At 36.6% G+C, this 21,999-nt stretch carries 17 protein-coding genes and 1 pseudogene; 1 reads left to right on the top strand and 17 read right to left on the bottom strand.

Going from position 1 to position 21,999, the window contains the following annotated elements; translation table 11 throughout:
* Positions 1–178: 178 nt before the first annotated feature.
* From IGL28_RS00090 to dnaB, 4 genes are all read right to left on the bottom strand, one after another.
* Positions 179–283 carry a putative holin-like toxin gene (locus IGL28_RS00090; protein WP_368014297.1) on the bottom strand — a complete coding sequence of 35 codons (105 nt, stop codon included), beginning with the start codon at positions 281–283 and terminating at the stop codon, positions 179–181.
* 254 nt (positions 284–537) lie between these two features.
* Entirely contained in the window at positions 538–1,401 is an 864-nt protein-coding gene (locus IGL28_RS00085) for a DegV family protein (protein ID WP_010736781.1), read from the bottom strand.
* 336 nt (positions 1,402–1,737) lie between these two features.
* Positions 1,738–3,030: an adenylosuccinate synthase gene (locus IGL28_RS00080; protein ID WP_010720491.1), complete on the bottom strand. Its 1,293-nt coding sequence runs from the start codon at positions 3,028–3,030 to the stop codon at positions 1,738–1,740.
* A gap of 436 nt (positions 3,031–3,466) precedes the next feature.
* Positions 3,467–4,834, bottom strand: a complete 1,368-nt coding sequence (dnaB, locus tag IGL28_RS00075) for a replicative DNA helicase (protein ID WP_010720492.1) — start codon at positions 4,832–4,834, stop codon at positions 3,467–3,469.
* A 631-nt stretch (positions 4,835–5,465) separates the two neighbouring features.
* Here dnaB and IGL28_RS00070 point away from each other — a divergent pair.
* Positions 5,466–5,957 carry a glycine zipper family protein gene (locus IGL28_RS00070; RefSeq protein ID WP_081128389.1) on the top strand — a complete coding sequence of 164 codons (492 nt, stop codon included), beginning with the start codon at positions 5,466–5,468 and terminating at the stop codon, positions 5,955–5,957.
* Positions 5,958–6,349: 392 nt separating this feature from the next.
* Here the strand turns inward: IGL28_RS00070 and rplI are convergent, their stop codons facing one another.
* The 13 genes and pseudogenes from rplI to dnaA all read right to left on the bottom strand — a co-directional run.
* The gene (gene rplI, locus IGL28_RS00065; protein WP_010720494.1) at positions 6,350–6,802 is read right to left on the bottom strand and encodes a 50S ribosomal protein L9; all 453 of its coding nucleotides are present in this window, start codon (positions 6,800–6,802) and stop codon (positions 6,350–6,352) included.
* 5 nt (positions 6,803–6,807) lie between these two features.
* Positions 6,808–8,781, bottom strand: a complete 1,974-nt coding sequence (locus IGL28_RS00060) for a DHH family phosphoesterase (protein ID WP_063626389.1) — start codon at positions 8,779–8,781, stop codon at positions 6,808–6,810.
* Positions 8,782–9,161: 380 nt separating this feature from the next.
* Entirely contained in the window at positions 9,162–11,066 is a 1,905-nt protein-coding gene (locus IGL28_RS00055; RefSeq protein ID WP_081128390.1) for an immunoglobulin-like domain-containing protein, read from the bottom strand.
* Positions 11,067–11,161: 95 nt separating this feature from the next.
* A pseudogene (locus tag IGL28_RS00050) lies at positions 11,162–11,485 on the bottom strand (ISL3 family transposase); the annotation flags it as partial.
* Positions 11,486–11,793: 308 nt separating this feature from the next.
* Positions 11,794–12,030: a 30S ribosomal protein S18 gene (gene rpsR, locus IGL28_RS00045; RefSeq protein ID WP_002288370.1), complete on the bottom strand. Its 237-nt coding sequence runs from the start codon at positions 12,028–12,030 to the stop codon at positions 11,794–11,796.
* A gap of 25 nt (positions 12,031–12,055) precedes the next feature.
* Positions 12,056–12,568, bottom strand: a complete 513-nt coding sequence (gene ssb, locus IGL28_RS00040) for a single-stranded DNA-binding protein (RefSeq protein WP_010720497.1) — start codon at positions 12,566–12,568, stop codon at positions 12,056–12,058.
* A gap of 51 nt (positions 12,569–12,619) precedes the next feature.
* Positions 12,620–12,919, bottom strand: a complete 300-nt coding sequence (gene rpsF, locus IGL28_RS00035; RefSeq protein ID WP_010720498.1) for a 30S ribosomal protein S6 — start codon at positions 12,917–12,919, stop codon at positions 12,620–12,622.
* Positions 12,920–13,317: 398 nt separating this feature from the next.
* On the bottom strand, positions 13,318–15,816 hold the full coding sequence (gyrA, locus tag IGL28_RS00030) for a DNA gyrase subunit A (RefSeq protein WP_010720499.1): 2,499 nt from the start codon (positions 15,814–15,816) through the stop codon (positions 13,318–13,320).
* 19 nt (positions 15,817–15,835) lie between these two features.
* A complete protein-coding gene (gene gyrB / locus IGL28_RS00025) occupies positions 15,836–17,782 on the bottom strand; it encodes a DNA topoisomerase (ATP-hydrolyzing) subunit B (RefSeq protein ID WP_010736776.1) in 1,947 nt (648 codons plus the stop codon).
* Positions 17,783–18,904 (bottom strand): DNA replication/repair protein RecF, encoded by a 1,122-nt coding sequence (recF, locus tag IGL28_RS00020; protein ID WP_034697664.1) that lies wholly within the window; start codon positions 18,902–18,904, stop codon positions 17,783–17,785.
* Positions 18,891–19,133: a S4 domain-containing protein YaaA gene (yaaA, locus tag IGL28_RS00015; protein ID WP_010720502.1), complete on the bottom strand. Its 243-nt coding sequence runs from the start codon at positions 19,131–19,133 to the stop codon at positions 18,891–18,893. The genes recF and yaaA overlap by 14 nt, the downstream gene beginning before the upstream one ends.
* A 211-nt stretch (positions 19,134–19,344) precedes the next feature.
* Positions 19,345–20,475 carry a DNA polymerase III subunit beta gene (gene dnaN, locus IGL28_RS00010; RefSeq protein ID WP_081128392.1) on the bottom strand — a complete coding sequence of 377 codons (1,131 nt, stop codon included), beginning with the start codon at positions 20,473–20,475 and terminating at the stop codon, positions 19,345–19,347.
* A 189-nt stretch (positions 20,476–20,664) separates the two neighbouring features.
* Positions 20,665–21,999: chromosomal replication initiator protein DnaA (gene dnaA, locus IGL28_RS00005; RefSeq protein ID WP_010720504.1), on the bottom strand; the 1,335-nt coding region annotated here is incomplete at its 5' end.

Raw genomic sequence — 21,999 nt, 5'->3', positions numbered from 1 at the left:
GACATGTATTTGATTCGTGTGCCTTCATTTTTTTAATCAACCGCTTTACTTTTTTCCAATTGATAAGCTATAATGGATAGTGAAAAAGGGATTGCGCAAACAATCCCTTCATCAGTAATTCGCGCCGTTAAAAAGACGGTAGCTTTGTTTTTAATGTGATAACCATCTAAAAACTCTGCTAAAAGTGATTTAGATGGTTATTTTTTTGGTTTTTTTTGTCAATTAACAACAGCACAAATGTTGCAAATGCGAGCATAAGTTGTATTGATTCATATACTGACAACTTTATTCCTTTCCAGGGATAAAGCTCTTAACCATAAGCATCACCCCTTGTTCAAGAGATTAGCTACCATCTTTTACACTCCACGAATTACTGGCTTTATCATAGCAAATTTAGGAAGTACTTACTATCGACAAAAAATTTAACTTAATATAAATTAGTTATTTTATATTCTAAAAAAGAACCACTCGAAGAATATTCTTTTTCTTCTGAATGGTTCTTTTTTGGGGCATTTCTTCTACAATGACTACAATTTTTTATCGAGTGATTCCCATTGAGAATATCGCAATACATCCATATCCTGTATGGCTTGCGATGGTAGGTCCAAGCGGATATAACTTGACTTCTTTCATCTTAATATTCTCTTCAAGTAATTGTTTTGTTTTTTCAGCACTTTCTAAATCGCCTGCATAAGCAATATAAACAGTTTGTTCTAATGGGGCGACAATGGTTTTGACAGTTTCCTCAACAATTTTTTGTATCGATTTATTTCGTCCTCGTACTTTGCTGATATTCGTCAAACGTCCTTCCTGATCGACTGTGATAATTGGCTTCACGTTTAGAATACTACCTAGTGTAGCACTAGTTTTAGAGATACGTCCCCCACGTTCAAGGTGTTTGAGATCATCAACGGTTACCCAAGAATGTACTTTTAAGTAATTGTTTTCTAACCATTCTAAGTTCTCTTCTAATGTTTTCCCCTCGTTTTTCAATCGAACAGCTTCCAATACTAATAACCCTTCCCCAACGCTTGCGGCTTTTGTATCAAAGACCTTTACTTGTGGATCTGGATATTCTTCTTTTAATAATTCTACTGCTTGTAACGCACTACTATAGGATCCACTTAAAGCACTGGAAAAAGCAACATAAAGGATAGGAATATTTTGTTCAACATAAGGACGGAAAAATTCTAAGTATTGACCCACATTGATTTGTGAGGTCGTTGGGGTAGCCCCATTTCTTAATTGTTCCATATAATGATCATAATTAAACGTTTTTCCCAGATCATCTACTAATTCTTCTTCATCTAACTGGATCTTCATTGATAAATAATCAACCTTGGCTGCTTGTAGCACTTGATATGGCAGATCACAACATGAATCGGTTACGATTTGATACACACACTTCAACTCCTTCAACTTTTCATTTTACCCTTAACTCCTATTATAGCAAATCTCTTGCATGGAAAATAACGTTAACTATGTTTGTAAAAAGGAAAACCATTGTCTTCGTAAAATTTTAATGGATGATTAAAAAGAAGAACAACGCTCACCTCTAAACCAACTTTGATTACTTATTGAAAAAAAACGCCAAAATCTACAAAAATGTTAAAAACAAATTTCGCAGTTTCGACGTTTTCTTTCTTTACCGCATGAGCATTCTTACCTATACTTCTGCTATTTCGTTCATTCTTAAGGAACAAGAATGTCCTGTCTCAACGAACTTAGCTGAATGGCTTAAATTTGTGCCCAGACGCTTTCTAAGATATTTGTTTGTGTTCTATCAGGTCCAACAGAAAATGTTGAAATACGCACACCTACGAGTTCAGAAATACGTCTGACATAGTTACGTGCATTTTCTGGTAATTCAGCAAGTGTTTTGCATGCTGTAATATCTTCAGACCAACCTGGAAGTTCTTCATAAACAGGTTTACAACGTTTCAATTCTTTCAAACTTGCTGGATAATGATAAATCAATTCTCCATCTAGCTCATAAGCTGTACAAATTTTTACTGTATCAAGTCCACTTAAGACATCAATTGAATTAAGGGATAGATTAGTAATTCCTGAAACACGTTTTGAGTGACGCATCACTACTGAATCAAACCATCCCACACGTCGTGGACGACCTGTAGTCGTTCCGTATTCGCGACCAACTTCACGGATTTGTTGTCCCGTCTCATCAAACAATTCAGTTGGGAATGGACCATCTCCTACACGAGAAGTATAAGCTTTACATACACCAACAACTTTATTGATTTTAGATGGACCTACGCCACTACCGATCGTTACGCCACCTGCGACTGGGTTTGAAGAAGTAACAAATGGATAGGTTCCTTGGTCGATATCCAGCATAACCCCTTGTGCGCCTTCAAATAATACTCGTTTTCCTGCATCTAGGGCATCATTTAAAATGACAGATGTATCGGTAACATACTGTTTGATTTGTTGACCATATTCATAATATTCTTCAAATATCGAGTCAAAATCAATTGGCTCAGAATCAAACATTTTTACAAATTGACGGTTTTTATCTTCTAAGTTTAAACGTAAGCGTTCTTCAAAAATTTCTTTGTCTAGTAAGTCAGCGATGCGGATCCCTACACGAGCTGCTTTGTCCATGTATGCTGGTCCGATCCCTTTGATTGTTGTACCGATTTTATTTTCACCTTTTGCATCTTCTTGTAATTGATCCAACTTGATGTGATAAGGCAAAATAACATGTGCTCGGTCAGAAATACGTAAGTTATCAGTAGTTACACCTTTTTCATGTAAATAAGCTAACTCTTTGACTAATGATTTAGGATTGACTACCACACCATTCCCGATCACACTGATTTTATCTTTATAAAAAATCCCCGAAGGAATCAAATGCAGTTTATAAGTAACACCGTTGAATTTGATCGTGTGTCCTGCATTATCGCCACCTTGGTACCGTGCGATCACTTCAGCATTTTCACTAAGAAAGTCAGTAATTTTTCCTTTCCCTTCGTCGCCCCATTGTGTACCTACCACTACTACAGATGACATTTGAACACCTCGTTTTATTTTATTTAATCCTGAATTATTGTAACAATAACTCATTACTTATTCAACTAAAATCGAATGATTCTTTTATTTATTTTATAAAAACGCTTGAAAAACGAACGATGATAAATTTTAAATAGAAACTAGTGTAAACCAAACTATTCAGAGAAGAAAGTTCCTTTAGTACAAAGCAAATAAGATAGTTTTTTAGGGTTTATTACTCGTTGCCACTGACAGAATCGTAATCTAAACACCTTTGCTTATTAGAAATAATGATTACTAGGGTAGACTGCTTCCTAATTTACTATACTATTATTTCCCAAATGTGATTCTGCTGCGTTTTCTTTTGATAAAGAACAGTTGGAATGATCGATAGCTAAAAAAGCACCTCCAAATTAACGAGATAATTTGGAGGTGCTTTTTTATAGTCAATTTATAATCAATATTCTTCTCTCGGGGATAACGACGAAAATTTGTTGTATTCTTTGATAAACAGTAATTCTACTGTACCACGGGCACCACTACGGTTTTTTTCGATGATGACTTCAATGACATTGTCGTTTTTTGGTTCGTTATCCTCATTGTCTTCGCCACCTTCTCTTTCATAGTAATCATCTCGATATAAGAAGGCTACGATATCAGCATCTTGCTCAATGGAACCCGATTCACGGATATCACTTAATACAGGACGTTTATCTTGACGTTGTTCTACTCCACGGGAAAGCTGAGACAACGCAATAACGGGTACTTTTAATTCTTTGGCTAGCTTTTTTAATTGACGTGAAATATCAGATACTTCTTGTTGACGATTTTCTCTCCCGTTTCCTTCAATCAATTGCAAGTAGTCAATCAAGATCAATCCAAGATTTCCTTTTTCCTGCGCTAATTTTCTGCATTTGGCACGAATCTCAGAAATTTTTATTCCTGGAGTATCATCAATAAAGATATTTGCCCGTGACAAACTCCCCATTGCAACGATCAAATTAGACCACTCTTCTTCAGAAAGTTGACCGGTACGCAAATGGCTTGCTTCGATCGATCCTTCCGCACAAAGCATCCGATTGACAAGCGATTCAGCCCCCATTTCCAAACTAAAAATAGCAACTGAACGATCGGTTTTTGTCCCGACATTTTGAGCTATATTTAATGCGAAAGCTGTTTTCCCTACCGCAGGCCGAGCTGCTAGGATGATCAATTCCTCAGGTTGAAAACCTGCTGTCATTTTATCAAGTCCTTGGTATCCAGTCGGTAATCCTGTGATTTCTTCATTATTTTGGGCCAGCTGGTCAATATTTTCAATGGTTGAGTTCAAGACTTCTGCAATAGATAGAAAGCCACTGCGGTTTCTTTTTTCTGATACTTCTAAAATACTGCGCTCGGCATCATCCAGAATCGACTGGACTTCTTCCCCTTGTTCAAACCCTTTTGTCACGATCCCAGTAGCTGTTTGGATCAGTGTGCGCAGCAATGATTTTTCTTCAACGATTTTCGCATAGTAGACGATATTTGCTGCAGTAGGTACTGCTAACGCTAAATCTGAAAGGTAGCTTAACCCACCAGCATCTTCTAATAAGTTCGCTTGCTCCAACCGATCTTTTACAGTCACTACATCTATTGCTTCATTACGGTCATTTAATTCGATCATTGTTTCAAAAATGATTTGATGTCCCCGACGATAAAAGTCTTTCGGTTCTATGTACTCCATGGCATCAATGATCGTTTCAGCATCTAAAAAAACCGATCCTAAAACCGCTTGTTCAGCTTCAATATTTTGCGGTGGAATTCGATCCTGCCACACTTCATTCATACATATCGCTCCTTGTCTTCAATTGCTTTATTTTACAAGAAAATCGTAAAAAAGTCACTTTAAAAAAGTGAGTGTAATGGTTGCTTATCTTTCGAAATCAATAAAAGAGACAGTCAATGTCAAGAATAAGTACAGAAAATACACACGTAAATCCAGCAAAATCTTAAACTAGCAAAAACTTTGAGAACGAAGACCCCTTGATAAAGTTAACAACTATAAAAAGTATATCAGTCAAGTGATCCTTTACGCTAGTACCAAACTAGCTATATGTTCAATAGGTTTTGTCATAATCAAAAAAAAGGAAACTTTTTTTGTTTTTTCCTATTTTTTCATTTTTGACAAAAAATAGATCACTTATGATTATTTAATACTATATACTATTGATTGTGCTAGAATTCATTACAGAAAACGTTTTCTAGTCCGCACAATAAATTTTAGGAGGAAATGTGTTACGAAAAAAATGAAACTCGTTGCTATTTTATTGTCTTGTCTGTCTTTATTTGGATCCGTAGTACCAGGAGTAACACAAATCGTTGATGCAGCTGAGAAAACCGCTAGTGTACCAGCTGAAAACCATTTTTAACTAGATCAAGTCACGATTGTCGAATCCAATGAATTATACAAAACTTTTGTGAAAGAAGTGAATCGTCCAGAGATCAAACAACAGTTACTGAATCAGCCAGACTCAGCAGAAACAAAAGCTTTGATCCAGTCTCTTATCTTAAAATATGATGGCGCTGAAGTCCACTATGCTTATGGTGACAATACGTTCGCACGAGGACTTTACGATACTACCGGGTGGTCAGAAAAATTTGTTAATGGTGGTATCAACGATTATGCCACTAGTAAGACAGGATTAGCTAATTTAAGAGACTATTTAGGTTTTTGTTCTGTTGGTTTAGCAGTAAATGGTGCGGGTTATGGTGCTGTAATTGGTGGTGTGATTGGAGCTGTAGTTGGGACAATTATTGGTGCTGCAGTATTAGCCAAACGTTGCGATCAAGGTCAAAGTGATGTAAAAACAATGATTAGTAAAAATAGATCAAATGGAGGAGTGCGGATGACTTTAACAGCAGAATTTCCGATTTGCAGTTTAACGTCACAAACGCAGTGTAGTATATGAGACTGGGAACTTTATTAATTTATTCAACAATCCTTGTGATGATATTACTATTTTTGAAATATCGCAAGAAAAAATAATCTAAGCTTAAAGAGTCTAGGGCATGAACAAAAAAATCTGGTTAATGTCCCACTTTTTTGATCTAGGGTATTAAAAAGCACATAATCTTGTAAGAATAAAGTAGCTAAAATCAATCGAAAAGAAAGTATGCTTTCTATACCATCCTATCAAATATCTTTACCATTAAATGAAAAAATTAGCCGGATTTTGACATGATTCATCAAAATCCGGCTGATTTTCTTTTTGAAAAGAACTCTCAGTCTCTGCGATCATTTCTCAACAAGTCCTATTACAAAAACTCAAGAGACTGCTAACAGAAATGATTGGTGAGGTAGCTATTCTGCTACCACATGCACTTTGATCGTTGCAGTCACTTCATGATGCAATTTGACTGGTACGTTCGTGTAACCTAACGTACGGATTGGATTATTCAATTCGATTTTTCGTTTATCTAGTTTTACTTTGTATTGCTTGTTCAATCCTTCAGCAATTTGTTTTGAAGGGATTGAACCGAATAAACGTCCATCTTCACCCGCTTTGGCTTTCAGTTCGACAACCGTTTCTTCTTTTTCTAAAAATCCTTTTAGTTCTTTTGCTTCTTCTAAAATTTCAGCTTCTTGTTTTTCTTGTGCCTTTTTTTGTCCAGCTAATTGGCTAATACTACTTTTATTTGCTTCTTTTGCCAAATTATTTTTTAATAGGAAATTTTGTGCGTAACCATTCGGTACTTCTTTAACGTCACCTTTTTTTCCTTTACCTTTTACATCTTGTAAGAAAATGACTTTCATATCCATTACTCCTTATCATATAATTGATTCCTATTTTCTTTGATTGCAGCAAGTAAACGCTGTTTGGTTTCTTCTACTGTGACACCTTCCAATTGGGTCGCTGCATTGGTGAAATGACCGCCGCCGCCAAGAGACTCCATGATCACTTGAACATTGATCGTGCCCGAACTACGAGCACTGATCCCGACTAGCCCGTCCGTTCGTTTCGTGATGACAAAAGCCCCATTGATATTGATCATTGATAAGAGGGTGTCTGCCGTTTTCGCAGCGATCACACTATTATATTCCTTTTCATCTGTCCCAGCTGCTACGACAATATCTGAAGTTACATATTCGCTCTGTGCAATCAAATGGCTGATTTCCAAATAGGTTGCTAAATCTGAACTCAATAAATATTGTACTAGGGAAGCATCCGCACTACAAGACCTTAAATAACTTGCTACATCAAAAGTTCGTGCCGTTGTGCGTACATTAAAACTGTTCGTATCAACAGTCATGCCTGCCAATAACAACGTCGCTTCAAAACGATCTAAGCGATTCGTGCGATTGCTTTGATACTGAATTAGTTCTGTCACTAACTCTGAAGCAGAAGAAGCAGAAGATTCGATATACGTCAACAGCGGCTTACTTGGGAACTCCTCCCCGCGTCGATGATGATCAATAATAACGATCTTATCAAATTGCTCATATAGGCTCTGAGAGATCGATAGCGAGGGTTTGTGGTAATCTACCATAACTAGCAGGTCTTCTTCTTTTTTAAGCTCCATCGCTTTTTTGGGCGAAATCAGCTGTGCTTCTAGTTCAGGGTGTTTATGAATTTCCTCTAAACATCGTTCTACGTCTGGAATAATCTCGTTTTCATCAAGTACGATATACGCTTTTTTTTGATTGAAACGAGCTAAGCAACTTACCCCAAATGCTGAACCAATGGCATCCATATCGGGGAATTTATGCCCCATGATAAATACATCGCCAGTTTCAGTAAAAATCTTACGAAGTGCAGTACTCATCGCTCGTGAACGTACACGGGTTCGTTTGACTGACTTAGCTGATTTTCCTCCATAGTAAACAGGTTTTGCTCCCTCACGTAGTTCTTTCACGACAACTTGGTCGCCACCTCGAACTAGAGCAATGTCCAAATTATTTTGGGCTTCTCCCCCAATTTCATCTAACGAATCTTGACCGTAAGCAATCCCCATACTTAGAGTAATTGGCAAATTTTGTCGCTCTGCTTCTGCACGTAAACGATCCAACAGATCAAATTTTTTGTCCATCATTTTTTTCAAATCAATCATTTGTGCGACAAAGAAAAAGCGTTCTGCAGTGATCCGCTTAAAAAAGACATGGTATTCATTCATCCAATCAGACACCATTGTAGTCACAAACGAATTGAGATAAGAAATTTCTTTGTCATCTAACTTATCAATAGCATCTGCATAATTATCAATTGATAAGATACCAATCACTGGTTGGCTGTTGGTTTGATGGAGCTTCAACAATTGATTTTGGGTGATATCGTTGAAATAAACGACCCCCTTTACTGTATCCATTTCAAATTGAAAGGTTCGATCTGCTAAATATACTTGTTTTTTCTTTTTCTCTTTTGCCGTAAAGAAAGCATCTAATAGTTCTTCTTCTGTTAAGCTGCTTTGATCTTTGATTTTTAAGGCGAGTGGGTTCAACCATTCAATTTTTTGGCTTGTTGGTTGGTACGCAATCACACCTACTGGCATCACTTCGGAGACATAAGCAAGATTGTTCTCAGCCACCGTTGAGGCTTGTTGGATTTTTTCACGATTTTTTATCATTAGCCATCGTTTTAATTTCAACCAATAACGTAAGCCAAAAAGGTTCATCAAAAGCACAACCAAAGCGCTAACAAAACGAAATGGCATAAATAATACAACCAGTACTTCAAGCAATAGAAATAAAAAAATGAAGAGAGGTCTAGGGGTTAAGTTTTCTTTTTCTTTTTCCATCTTCTTCCTCCCATAGTTGATTAGTTTAATTTTACCATAACTTCCCGTATTCAAGCGACTAAACAAATGCTTGATTGTTTTACTGTAATCACTTTTCAATTCGTAAAAAAAACAATAGAAACATTCGTTCTTTAACTTATTACAAAATAACGATTATGACATAAAAACAAGCATTTATGAAAAAGTTAATAATTTTATGAAAAGTGTGGTAAAGTTACTAAAGTAAAAATAATTAGATAATAAAAGAGACATATCGAAACCTAAGTGTGCAATAAAAAAGCTAGCACCTAAGGTACTAGCTTTTATCGCAAGATTTAAAACTTTAAAATAGTCACATCTCCACAAATATCTTAATATTTTTGTTTAGATAACTTTGATTATTATTTGGTTAAATCAGTTAAATGCAATCCGTTTAAAACATCGTAATTTGTGATAGGGTTACCTGGAATATGCAAAGATCTTAAATTAGTCAGATTGGCCAAAACAGAAATGTCTGAAACATTACTATTATCTAAATATAAGTTTACTAATGCTGTTAAATTTTTCAAACTAGAAATATCTGATAAGTTTTTATCGTTCGCGATACCTAAAGTTTTCATTTTTGTTAGATTAGCAATTGGTGTAAGATCTGAATATTGATCCCCATTTAAATCTAGTTCTGTTAGTTCTTTACAGTTTTGTAAACCGTTTAAACTCTTAAGAGGATTAAATGGAATGTGTAAAACTTTCAATTGAGTCATGTTAGACAATGCAGTTATATCTGAGATACCACTAAAATCTGCATATAAGTTTTCTAATGCTGTTAAATTTTTCAAACTAGAAATATCTGATAAGTTTTTATCGTTCGCGATACCTAAAGTTTTCATTTTTGTTAGATTAGCAATTGGTGTAAGATCTGAATATTGATCCCCATTTAAATCTAGTTCTGTTAGTTCTTTACAGTTTTGTAAACCGTTTAAACTCTTAAGAGGATTAAATGGAATGTGTAAAACTTTCAATTGAGTCATGTTAGACAATGCAGTTATATCTGAGATACCACTAAAATCTGCATATAAGTTTTCTAATGCTGTTAAATTTTTCAGACTAGAAATATCTGTTAAGTTTTTATTGTTTGCAATACCTAAAGTTTTTAATTTTGTTAGATTAGCAATTGGTGTGATATCTGAATACTGATCGCCATTTAAATCTAGTCCAGTTAGTTCTTTACAGTTTTCTAAACCTTTTAGACTTTTAAGCGGATTAAATGGAATATGCAAAACTTTCAATTGAGTCATGTTAGACAACGCAGTCAGATCTGAGATATTACTATAGTCTGCATCTAAGTTCTCCAATGCTGTTAAATTCTTTAGACTAGAAATATCTGATAAGCTTTTATTGTTCGCGATGTTTAAATTTTTCATTTTTGTTAGATTAGCAATTGGCGTGATATCTGAAAATTGATCCCCATTTAAATCTAAAACTTCAAGATTCGTACAGTATTCCAATCCTTCAAGATTTGTTATACCAGAAAAAGGAACATGTAAACTTGTCATTTGTTGCAATTCTTGTTTTTGAGGATTATAGTCTGGACTTTTTCCTAATTGTTTATTAATGCTTTCTTTTAATTTAGGGTCTGGAATTAAATCCATCGTAGATATTTTTAATTGTTTGCGCCCGAGTTCTCTATATTCTTTGTCAAAAAGTACAATTTCTACATTGTCACTTGTTCTTAACTCTTTTCCGATATAATAATTAATCTTACCTTCCGCTAATTCTTTTGACTTCAATATATTGTCTTTCTTACCGTTTACCTCTGCCCGCACATAGACAGCATTTGTTCCATTATAACTTCCGGTAATCGAACTACTCTCACCCTCAACGTAAGTGTCTAATTTGATAACTGTAGTTACTGGATCTTTGATCGTCAATTTTTGGCGACCAAGTTCTTTATAGTTCTTGTCAAAAAGTACAAGATCTACATTATCAGTTGATTTTAATCGGTTTCCGATATAATAACTAATCTTACCTTGCGCTAATTCTTTTGATCCTACGATCTGTTTTTTCTCACCGTTTACTTCTGCTCGCATATATACAGCATTTGTTCCATTGTAGCTTCCGGTAATTCTATCGCTTTTACCTGCATCGTAAATGTTCAAGTTGATTGAAACTTTTTTGTCCGCTACCTCAGTCGCCATCATATTTACTTCGTCAGCTAAAGTTGATGTGGTAATGATTCCTGTGGAACCTAACACTGAAGTTGAAATCATTAAAGTTGCTAAAATTTTTTTTACCTTTTTGTTCTTCATAAAGTAATTTCCTCTTTTCTTTGTTGGATTAGATATTGAAATTAACAGAAAAAGAAATCATTTTTTTTCATATAATTTATTTTTTTAAAAAATAAACTTAAATAATCAGTAAGTAGGGAATGATCTCTTTTCTTTACTGCATAAAGAAAAACTTGGTATAACTGATAGACTTGTCGCAGTTTGTGACAAGTAGCTGACAGTTGATCGACAATCTCGCTTTCAGTTAAATAATCTTTAAAACTCGCGTTCCAAACCCGTTTTTCGTAGTTCAACTTTGCTTCTTCTTTTTTCAGGAGTTTCCAATAACGTTTCATTTTTTTACCAAGCGCACATTGGTATTGAGAAGCACTTTTAAGTCGTGCATTGGGTTTCTTTACTCGGTGGTTTAAAAAAGTTCTTTCTATATGTTGTACAATATAGATACTCTTCGGGCGTATATTGAAGAGTACCTTTGTAAATCAAGCAAATTTGTCCTTTATATCTTTCTTTAGTTAAACAATTTCCAGTGAAATAGATATTTAGGGTATCTTTGACAAGCTGATAATAAGATATCTTGAATTCTCCTATGAATTGGTTCGTCAAATTACTTCTAAAGGATTTCAGGATGTCTTTTCTATGTTTTTACATCATAAAAAAGATGTTGGTGAAATTCACCAACATCAAAAAGTATAGAGCCAAAAAATGAGCCAATGGTTATTAAAACCATTGGCTCATTTCATTATTTCAATTAATCTTCACTTACGAAAGGTAGTAAGCCCATGATACGTGCGCGTTTGATAGCAACAGTAATTTTACGTTGGTTTTTAGCGCCTGTACCTGTTACACGACGTGGCAAGATTTTTCCACGTTCTGAGATAAATCTTTTTAGTAATTCAATATCTTTATAATCGATATATTCAATATGGTTAGCAGCAATATAGTCTACTTTACGACGTTTACGTCCGCCTCTTCTTTGTTGTGCCATTCTATTTCCCTCCTATCAAATTCGTTTAGAATGGTAAATCATCGTCTGAAATGTCGATCGTTGAACTTGAACCAAATGGATCAGAATTGTCACGATCAAAATCAGGCATACCGTTGGATGATTGAGATGTTTGATTATAGTTATTACTTCCGCCAAAATCATTTGTCGATTGACCAGAGCTTTGGTAACCGCCAGTTTGTTGACGATTTTCAGATGCAGCACGACTTTCCAATAATTGGAAGTTTTCAGCAACTACTTCTGTTACGTATACACGTTGTCCTTGCTGATTATCATAAGAACGAGTTTGGATACGTCCAGTAACTCCTAAAAGAGTCCCCTTACGAGCATAGTTTGCTAATGTCTCTGCTGATTTACGCCAAATCACACAATTAATAAAGTCAGCCTCACGATTGCCGTTTTGGCTAGTAAAATTACGATTAACAGCTAAAGTAAACGTTGCTACTGCAGTGCCACTTGATGTATATCGTAAATCCGGATCTTTAGTTAGACGTCCAACTAGTACAACATTATTAATCAAAAGATTCATCTCCTCTCATCGTTGTTCTATTGTTCCACATGAAACAATAAATTATGCTTCTTCTTTCACGATCATGTGACGAATGATATCGTCGTTGATTTTAGCAAGACGGTCAAATTCATTGACAGCAGTTGCTGATGATGGAGAAGACACTTTAACGATGTGATAGATACCTTCACGGTAACCGTTCATTTCATACGCTAAACGGCGTTTTTCCCAATCTTTAGATTCGATAACTTCAGCTCCGTTATCTTTCAAGATTGCATCGAAACGTTCGATTAAAGCAGTTTTTGCTTCTTCATCAATGTTTGGACGAATAATGTACATGATTTCATATTTCGTATTTTCCATTGATTTTCACCTCCCTATGGACTTTCGGCTCTTAGATTCCCAAGAGCAAGGAGAGTTTTCTAATAAATTAGACTACTCACAATCTTTAATTATACACGCATAGAGTGAAAAAAGCAATAAGCTGAAGGGAAAATAGTGTAGAAAGAAGTTTTAATAAAATGCTTTACTAAATGACTGCCGAAAGTTCTCTTTTTGAATCTCTTGAAAAACACGATCTCCTACAATAACAAAGTATAAAAACTACAAGAGCTATTCGTAGGTGGATTCTTTTTTATGTTGCAAAAGAATCCATGAACATAAAACAATAATAAGCCACAACCTCCGATAACCATTGTGTATCGGAGGTTGTGGCTTATTTTTACAAGCTTCCCATCGCTGAGACAAGCCCTGTTTTTTGACTATTCTTCTGTTTTATCTATTGTGGTATCTTCCACGGTCTCTGTTGGTGTCTCAGTTTCTTCTGTGCTTTCTGGCTCGACGGCCGCCATTGTCACAACCTTCGTATCAGCTTCCATTTTGATCAAACGTACGCCTAGTGTAGCACGTCCAGTTTGAGAAACAGTTGAGACATTGAAACGAATAATAACGCCTTTATCTGTGATCAGCATGATATCTTCTGTTCCAACAATCGTGGCTAGTCCAGCTAATGGACCATTTTTTTCAGTGATATTGGCTGTTTTGATCCCTTTACCGCCGCGACCTTTCACTGGATACTCTTTCACTTTCGTTCGTTTACCATAGCCTTTTTCAGTAATGATCAAGACTTCATGATTTTCATTCATCAAGGCAGCACCAATCACATAATCGTCTTCTCTTAAACGAATACCTCGAACTCCTGACGCTGTCCGTCCCATATCCCGAACAGCTCCTTCCGCAAACGTTACCGAATAACCATCATGTGTACCAATGATAATGTTTGATTGACCATCTGTTAACAACACGTTGACTAATTCATCGTCTTCTTTTAAGCCAATCGCAATCAATCCATTACTGCGGATATTCGCAAAAGCAGTTACGGTGGTCCGTTTCACCGTTCCTTGACGAGTAGTGAAGAAGAGGTAATGTCCTTCTTGAGCTTCACCGGTGACTGCGATAATTGCTTGAATTTTTTCACTTGAATCGATCCCTAACAAGTTAATGATTGGGATTCCTTTCGCAGTTCGACCATATTCTGGAATTTCATATCCTTTGGCACGATAGACTTTCCCGTTATTGGTAAAGAACAGCAAGGTGTCATGTGTCGAACAAGAGACAAGGTTTTTGACGAAGTCATCGTTATGCACGCCCATTCCTTGTACACCACGTCCACCACGACGTTGTGCTCTAAATTCATTGTTCGCTAAACGTTTGATATACCCATTGTTCGTGAGTGTAATAACGATTTCTTCTTCTTCGATCAAGTCTTCATCTTCAAGACTTAAAACTTCACCCACTAGTAATTCTGTACGACGTTTGTCACCAAAACGTTGGTTTAATTCTGCTAACTCTGTTTTGATGATTTCGGTCACACGTTCTGGACGAGCAAGAATATCCGTTAAATCTTCGATCAATCGTAATAATTCTTGGTATTCATTTTCGATTTTCTCACGTTCTAAACCAGTTAGACGACGTAAACGCATATCTAAGATCGCTTGCGCTTGTCGATCAGATAGTTCAAAACGATCAATCATCGTTGTTTTTGCTTCATCGTCAGATTTAGACCCACGGATAATTGCAATGATTTCATCAATATGGTCCAATGCGATCCGTAAACCTTCTAAAATGTGAGCTCGTGCTTCTGCCTTTTCTTTTTCAAAAATCGTTCGGCGAGTGATCACTTCACGCTGATGCTCTACATAGTTTTCAAGTATTTGTTTAAGACTCAGTACTTTAGGAACGCCTTTTTCAATGGCCAGCATATTGAAACCAAATGAATTTTGTAATGAAGTCAACTTATACAGGTTATTTAAAATAACCGAAGCACTTGCATCACGGCGGATATCGATAACGATCCGCATTCCTTCACGGGAAGACTCATCACGCAAATCCGTAATTCCTTCAATCCGTTTATCGCGGTGTAATTCAGAGATTCGTTCGATCAATTTTGCTTTATTGACCATATAAGGAAGTTCCGTTACGATAATTCGTTCTTTGCCATTAGGCATCTCCGTGATTTCTACTTTTGCTCGAACGGTTATTGAGCCTTTCCCCGTTTCGTAAGCACGGCGAATACCTGATTTACCCATCACGAGACCACCGGTTGGAAAATCGGGTCCAGGTAAAACTTCCATCAATTCATTGGTCGTTACTTCTGGATTTTCCATCAATAGATCGATCGCTGCTACTACCTCAGATAAATTATGAGGGGGGATATTCGTCGCCATACCAACTGCGATCCCTGTTGTTCCGTTAACTAGCAGATTAGGAAAGCGTGCTGGAAGTACGACTGGTTCCCTTTCTGTATCGTCATAGTTACTTTGGAAATCTACAGTATTTTTATTGATATCCCGTAGCATCTCCGTGGCAATTTTACTCATACGTGCTTCGGTGTACCGCATCGCAGCTGCTCCATCACCATCGACAGAACCAAAGTTACCATGTCCATCCACTAGCATGTACCGATAACTAAATGGTTGTGCCATCCGTACCATGGATTCATAAATAGCACTGTCTCCATGGGGGTGATACTTACCCATAACATCCCCAACGATTCTGGCAGATTTTTTATGGGCTTTATCTGGGGTCACACCCAATTCGTTCATCCCGTATAAAATACGGCGATGAACAGGTTTTAACCCATCTCGAACATCCGGTAGTGCACGAGCAACAATAACACTCATCGCATAATCGATGAAGGAGTCTTTCATTTCGCTAGTTAGATTGACATCATGGATGTTCTCTCTGATTTCTTCACTCATCTTTTTTCCTCCTTCATGACTAAATATCTAAGTTTTTCACATAATGGGCATTTTCTTCAATGAATGCACGACGAGGTTCCACTCGATCACCCATTAACATTTCAAAAATTTGATCAGCTGCGATAGCATCATCCACACTAACACGAGCCATCATACGATTGCTAGGGTCCATCGTTGTTTCCCATAGTTGATGGTCATCCATTTCACCTAACCCTTTGTATCGTTGAACACTTGGTTTTGGTGTAGCTGGTAGAGAAGCAACTACTTGTTTCAAATCTTCTTCAGCGTTTTTACCGGGTTGTACATACGTGATTTTTTTCCCTTGTTTTACCCCGTATAGCGGCGGTTGTGCAATATAAACATATCCCGCTTCAACAATTGGGCGCATATAACGATAAAACAAGGTTAAGAGCAATGTTCGAATATGGGCACCATCGACATCGGCATCCGTCATAATCACTAATTTGTGGTAACGAGCTTTGGAAACATCGAAGTCTTCACCGAATCCTGTTCCCATAGCGGTAAATAAAGAGCGGATTTCTTCATTGGCTAGAATTTTATCCATACTTGCTTTTTCAACATTTAAGATTTTCCCACGAATCGGTAAAATTGCTTGAAATTCACGATTTCGCCCTTGTTTTGCTGAACCGCCGGCAGAATCTCCTTCGACGATGAACAATTCGCATTTTTCTGGATCATTACTTGAGCAATCCGCCAGTTTACCAGGCAAATTACTGATTTCTAATGCGCCTTTTCTTCTGGTTACTTCACGGGCACGTTTCGCTGCTAGACGTGCTTTAGAGGCCAACAATCCTTTTTCAATGATTTGTCGTCCAACACTTGGATTTTCTAACAAGAATTTCATGAAATGCTCGCTAAACAGACGATCTGTTACTGTCCGAACTTCAGAATTACCTAATTTTGTTTTGGTTTGCCCTTCAAATTGTGGATCTGGGTGTTTGATCGAAATTACTGCGGTCAGTCCTTCCCGCACATCTTCACCAGTTAAGTTATCATCATTTTCTTTCATCAATTTTTGTTTACGTGCATAGTCATTGATCACACGTGTCAACGCTGTCTTGAAGCCAGATTCATGTGTACCACCTTCATAAGTATGGATATTATTTGCAAAACTCATGATGTTGGAGTGGTAACCATCGGTATATTGCATGGAAACTTCTACCGTGATGTCTTGTTGTTCTCCTTCTAAATAAACTGGCTCTGGAAAAATGACCGTTTTATTTGCATTCAAATATTCCACGTAGCTCTTGATCCCACCGTCATAATGGTACTCTTTTACTACTGGAGATTCTTCTCTCTTATCTTCAATCGAGATCTTCATTCCCCGGTTCAAGAATGCTAATTCGCGGATACGGGTCGCTAGCTTATTAAAATCAAAAACTGTTGTTTCCGTAAAGATTTCTGGATCTGGTATAAAATGAACAGTTGTCCCGTTTCGATCGGTTTGTTCAATAATCTTCAGATCATCGACAACAGCACCACGACGATATTCCTGATAGTACACATTTCCATCTTTGTAGACTTTTACATCAAGCTGAGTGGAGAGCGCATTTACAACCGAAGAACCTACCCCGTGAAGACCACCAGATACTTTATAACCGCCTCCGCCGAATTTCCCACCAGCATGGAGTACCGTAAACACCGTTTCTACCGCTGGACGACCAGTTTTGGCTTGGATATCAACGGGGATACCTCGGCCATCATCGATGACAGTAATACTGTTATCTTTTTCAATTATTACTTGGATTTTCGTCGCAAATCCTGCTAGGACTTCATCGATAGAGTTATCAACGATTTCCCAAACTAAGTGATGTAATCCTTCCGAACTTGTGGAGCCGATATACATACCAGGACGTTTTCGAACGGCTTCAAGTCCTTCAAGAACTTGGATCTGACTGGCATCATATTCTTTTGCACGTTCTACTAAACTTTTTTCATCTGTCATTTAGCCTTCTTCTCCTTTTATTTCCCCTTGCTGAACATAAAAAATCTCTGGTTCAACAGTCATTTTGTTTTTTACATGATCAAGTGTCGTTGTTGTTAAGAAAGTCTGTACCTTTCCTTCAATCGTTTCTAGTAAATGTAGTTGGCGATTATCATCTAGCTCACTCATTACATCATCAAGTAAAAGAATTGGATACTCCCCAGTTTCTTCTTTGATCAAATCAATTTCAGCCAACTTAACACTTAAAGCAGTGGTCCGCTGCTGTCCTTGAGAACCATACGTTTGCACGTTTTTTTGATTGACGAAAAAAGAAAGATCATCACGATGTGGTCCAATTGTCGTTGTTCCGCGAAACATATCTTTCTTTTTGTTTTGATTCAACAATTCTAAAAATTGTGTTTGGATCTCTTCTTGTGTTTGTGTACTTAAAGAAGAAAACGAGGTGACATATTCAATCTCTAATTGCTCTTTTTGATGGGTGATTTGTTGGTGCAATGTATTTGCCCAAAATTCCAGTCGTCGAACAAACTGTGCACGTGCTTTCAATACTTTACTTCCAAATTCAGCTAACTGTTCAGATAAAATATCTAAATAAAGTAAATCTGTTTGTTTTTTTTCATTCAGTTGTTTCAAATATTGATTTCTTTGTTTTAGGATACCTTGATATTGAACCAAATCGTAAAGATAGATCGGATTGATCTGTCCTAATTCCATATCAAGAAATTTTCGCCTGATCTGCGGACTACCCTTTACTAATGAAAGGTCTTCAGGTGCAAATAAAATGACATTTAATTGACCAACATAGCTACTTAATTTTTTTTGTTCAATATGATTGATCTTTGTTTTGCGCCCCTTTTTTGAAAGAAGGATCTCCAAAGGAATCTTAGAGGTTCCTTTTGTCACTTCGCCCTGGATCAGTGCTTGCTCGCCTTGCCATCCGATCAATTCTTGCTCACTGCTGGTACGGTGACTTCTCGTCATAGCCAAAACATAAATACTTTCCAAAAGATTCGTCTTACCTTGGGCATTTTCTCCTAAAAAAATGACAAGGTTTTTAGTAAACGTAATCTTTAATTCCTGATAGTTTCGATAATTTTTTAGATACAGCTTATTCAGCCTCATTATCGTTTATTCCTTTTTTTACCATAAAAAAAGTTCCCACTTCTGGAACTTCAACCATCATGCCGGGATAAAGTTTTCGTCCACGACGATTCTCTGGTTCGCCGTCTACCAAGACAGTGTTTTCAGCTAAATACCATTTTGCTTGTCCACCACTGCTAATTACTGTGACTTCTTTTAGCATTTGACCCAACGTCATAAATTCTGTTTTTAGAATGACTTGTTGTTTCAATGTTCATCCCTCATTTTCATTAATAAATGTATACTCTATTATACCTTTTTTTAGGCAATAAAACAAATTTATCCATATATTTTTCCATATAAGACGATTTAAGCGAAAAAAGGTGTTTTAAACAAAAATAAACAAAAAGCCTTAAAAGTGATTTTATGGCTTTTTGTTTATTTTTTGTTTTTTTCATTACTTTTTCAAAATGATATACAGATTAGTTCGTACGTACTGGTGTGATTAACTGGATAAATTGAACACCATCTTCTGTTGGTTCTAATGTAAACGGACGAATAGAAGAAATAAATTTCACTTTGATACTCATATCACCAAACGCACGTAACGCAGCTTTCATGTAATCAGGGTTAAAGGAAATATCCAAAGGATCCCCACTACTTGCCACATAATTCAGACTTTCTTCTACTTTTCCGATTTCAGGTGAGTTTCCATATAGAATCACCGCATCTGATTGGATGGATAAACGAACGATATTATTACGTCCTTCATGAGAAAGTAATGAGGCACGTTCAATCGCTGCAAGGAAACTTGGAACAGAAAATTCTACTTCTGTATTGAAGCTTGAAGGAATCAACCGATTCGTATCGGGGTAGTTTCCTTCCAACAGACGGGAATAAAAATACATGTTTTCTGTTTTAAAGAGTACTTGGTTTTCCATGATACTGATCTCAACGATTTCTTCTTCATTTGTCAATGAACGAGATAATTCAGTCAGACTTTTACCAGGAATCACGATATCAAAATGATCAGCTGCTTGTTCAACTGGAATCACTCGTTGGCTTAGACGGTGGGAGTCAGTTGCGACAGCCAAAAGAGAATTTCCCTCTAAAATAAAATGGACCCCTGTTAGAATTGGACGACTTTCATGTTGTGAGACAGCGAATACTGTTTCATTGATCAATTTCGTTAAGACATGTACCGGTAATTTCATTTGATTATGGCTTTCAACGACAGGTAAATGAGGGTAATTGTCTGCATCTAACCCATTTACTAAGAAGTTGGCTTTTCCTGAAGTAATGGCTACTTGTTTATTCTCTAAGACTTCAAGAGTAAAGGTGTCTTCTGGTAAGCGACGGATAATTTCACTAAAGAAACGAGCTTGTAACACAATTGCTCCAGTTGATTCAATTTGCATTTGGGCTTTTTCATTTTCAACAGATAAAAAAGTTTCAATAGAAATATCTGCATTACTCCCAGTTAGCGTTAATCCTTCTGGAGTCAAAGTAATTTTGACTCCAGTCAAGATTGGAATAGTGGTTTTACTTGAAATAGCACGTTGAACAGTTTGCAATTCTTGCATAAAACTTGCTCGATTTAAAGTTACTTTCATGTTGTGTCTCCTTTAAGCGTTTATTTATTATTAGTTAATATATAAATAATAAAAGTATTAGGTACTGTTGATTCTGTGGAAAACTAAAAAAATGCAAGAAATAAAAGAAAAAACAGCTGTGGAAAATCTGTGTATAACTTTTAGGCTTTTTTTGATTTTATCCACAAAGCGTTTTTTCGTTTTTCAAAGTTAATTTAATAAGAAATTTTTGATTTCGGATACTTCATTTTGCATGCTGACACTTGATTCCATTAATTGCTGGATTTTTTCGTGAGCATGAATCACTGTTGTATGGTCTTTCCCACCAAATTCAGCACCAATTTTTGGTAAAGAACTATCCGTTAGCTCTCTTGCTAAGTACATAGCGATTTGTCTCGGTACAACGATTGATTTGACACGTTTTTTTCCTTTTAGGTCTTTTAACTGAATATGATAATATTTCGCGACTTCTTCTTGGATCTGTAAGATAGATAATTGCGGATGACCTTTACCAGATTTTAGTGTTTTCAGTGCATCTGCAGCTAAACTAGTTGAGATATCTTCACTATTCATCGCAGCAAATGCTTGAACACGAACGAGTGCTCCTTCTAATTCACGGATGTTTGAATCAATTTGTCCGGCAATGTAACTCAAGGTATCATCGGGTATTTCCAAACGTTCGGCTGCTGCTTTTTTACGTAAAATCGCAGTTCTCGTTTCTAAATCGGGTGGTGTGATATCAACTGACAGTCCCCACGCAAAACGTGAAACCAAACGTTCTTGTAATTTTGGAATCTCATTTGGTAAACGATCACTCGTCAATACAATTTGTTTTCCTTCATTGTAGAGTGCATTGAAAGTATGGAAAAATTCTTCTTGTGTTGCTTCTTTTTCAGCAAAGAATTGAATATCATCGACCAACAAAAGATCGACGTTTCGGTATTCTTGGCGAAATTCCTCTGCAGTTTTGTTTTGGATCGAGTTAATAAAGTCATTGGCAAATGTTTCACTACTAACGTATTTGACCTTTGCATCAGGCTCGCTTAACAACATTTGATGTCCGATAGCATGCATCAAATGGGTTTTACCGAGGCCGACACCACCATAAAAGAACAAAGGATTATAAATGGAACCAGGGTCTTCTGCAACGACTAAAGCTGCCGCATGAGCCATTTGGTTTCCTTTACCGATAACGAAGGTATCAAATGTATATTTCGGGTTCAACATCGCCTTCTTTATTGGATTTGCAACAGGTATTTTAGGACTTTTGATTTCTTCGACGACTTCTTGCTCCACCTCTTCACCAGTTACAAACCTTGGAATGATCTCTTTTCCAGTTAGCATGTAACCAACTTCAACAATTTTGGTTGTTAGATTCTTTTCCCAATATTCTTTATGAATTTTACTTGGTACTTCGACGACTAATTGACTCTGATCCAATGAACGTGGATGAGCGGTTTCGATCCAAGTATTATAGCTCGCAGGTGAGAGATCCTTTTGATAAGTTGTTTTTAATTCGTTCCATAAAGCATCGAGGGATACCAT

Origin of the sequence: Enterococcus sp. AZ077, assembly GCF_051714965.1 — a bacterium.
In the GTDB taxonomy this organism is placed as follows: Bacteria; Bacillota; Bacilli; order Lactobacillales; family Enterococcaceae; genus Enterococcus_B; species Enterococcus_B hirae.
Note: the sequence above shows the minus strand (reverse complement) of the source record. Positions and strands in the feature narration are given on the sequence as shown.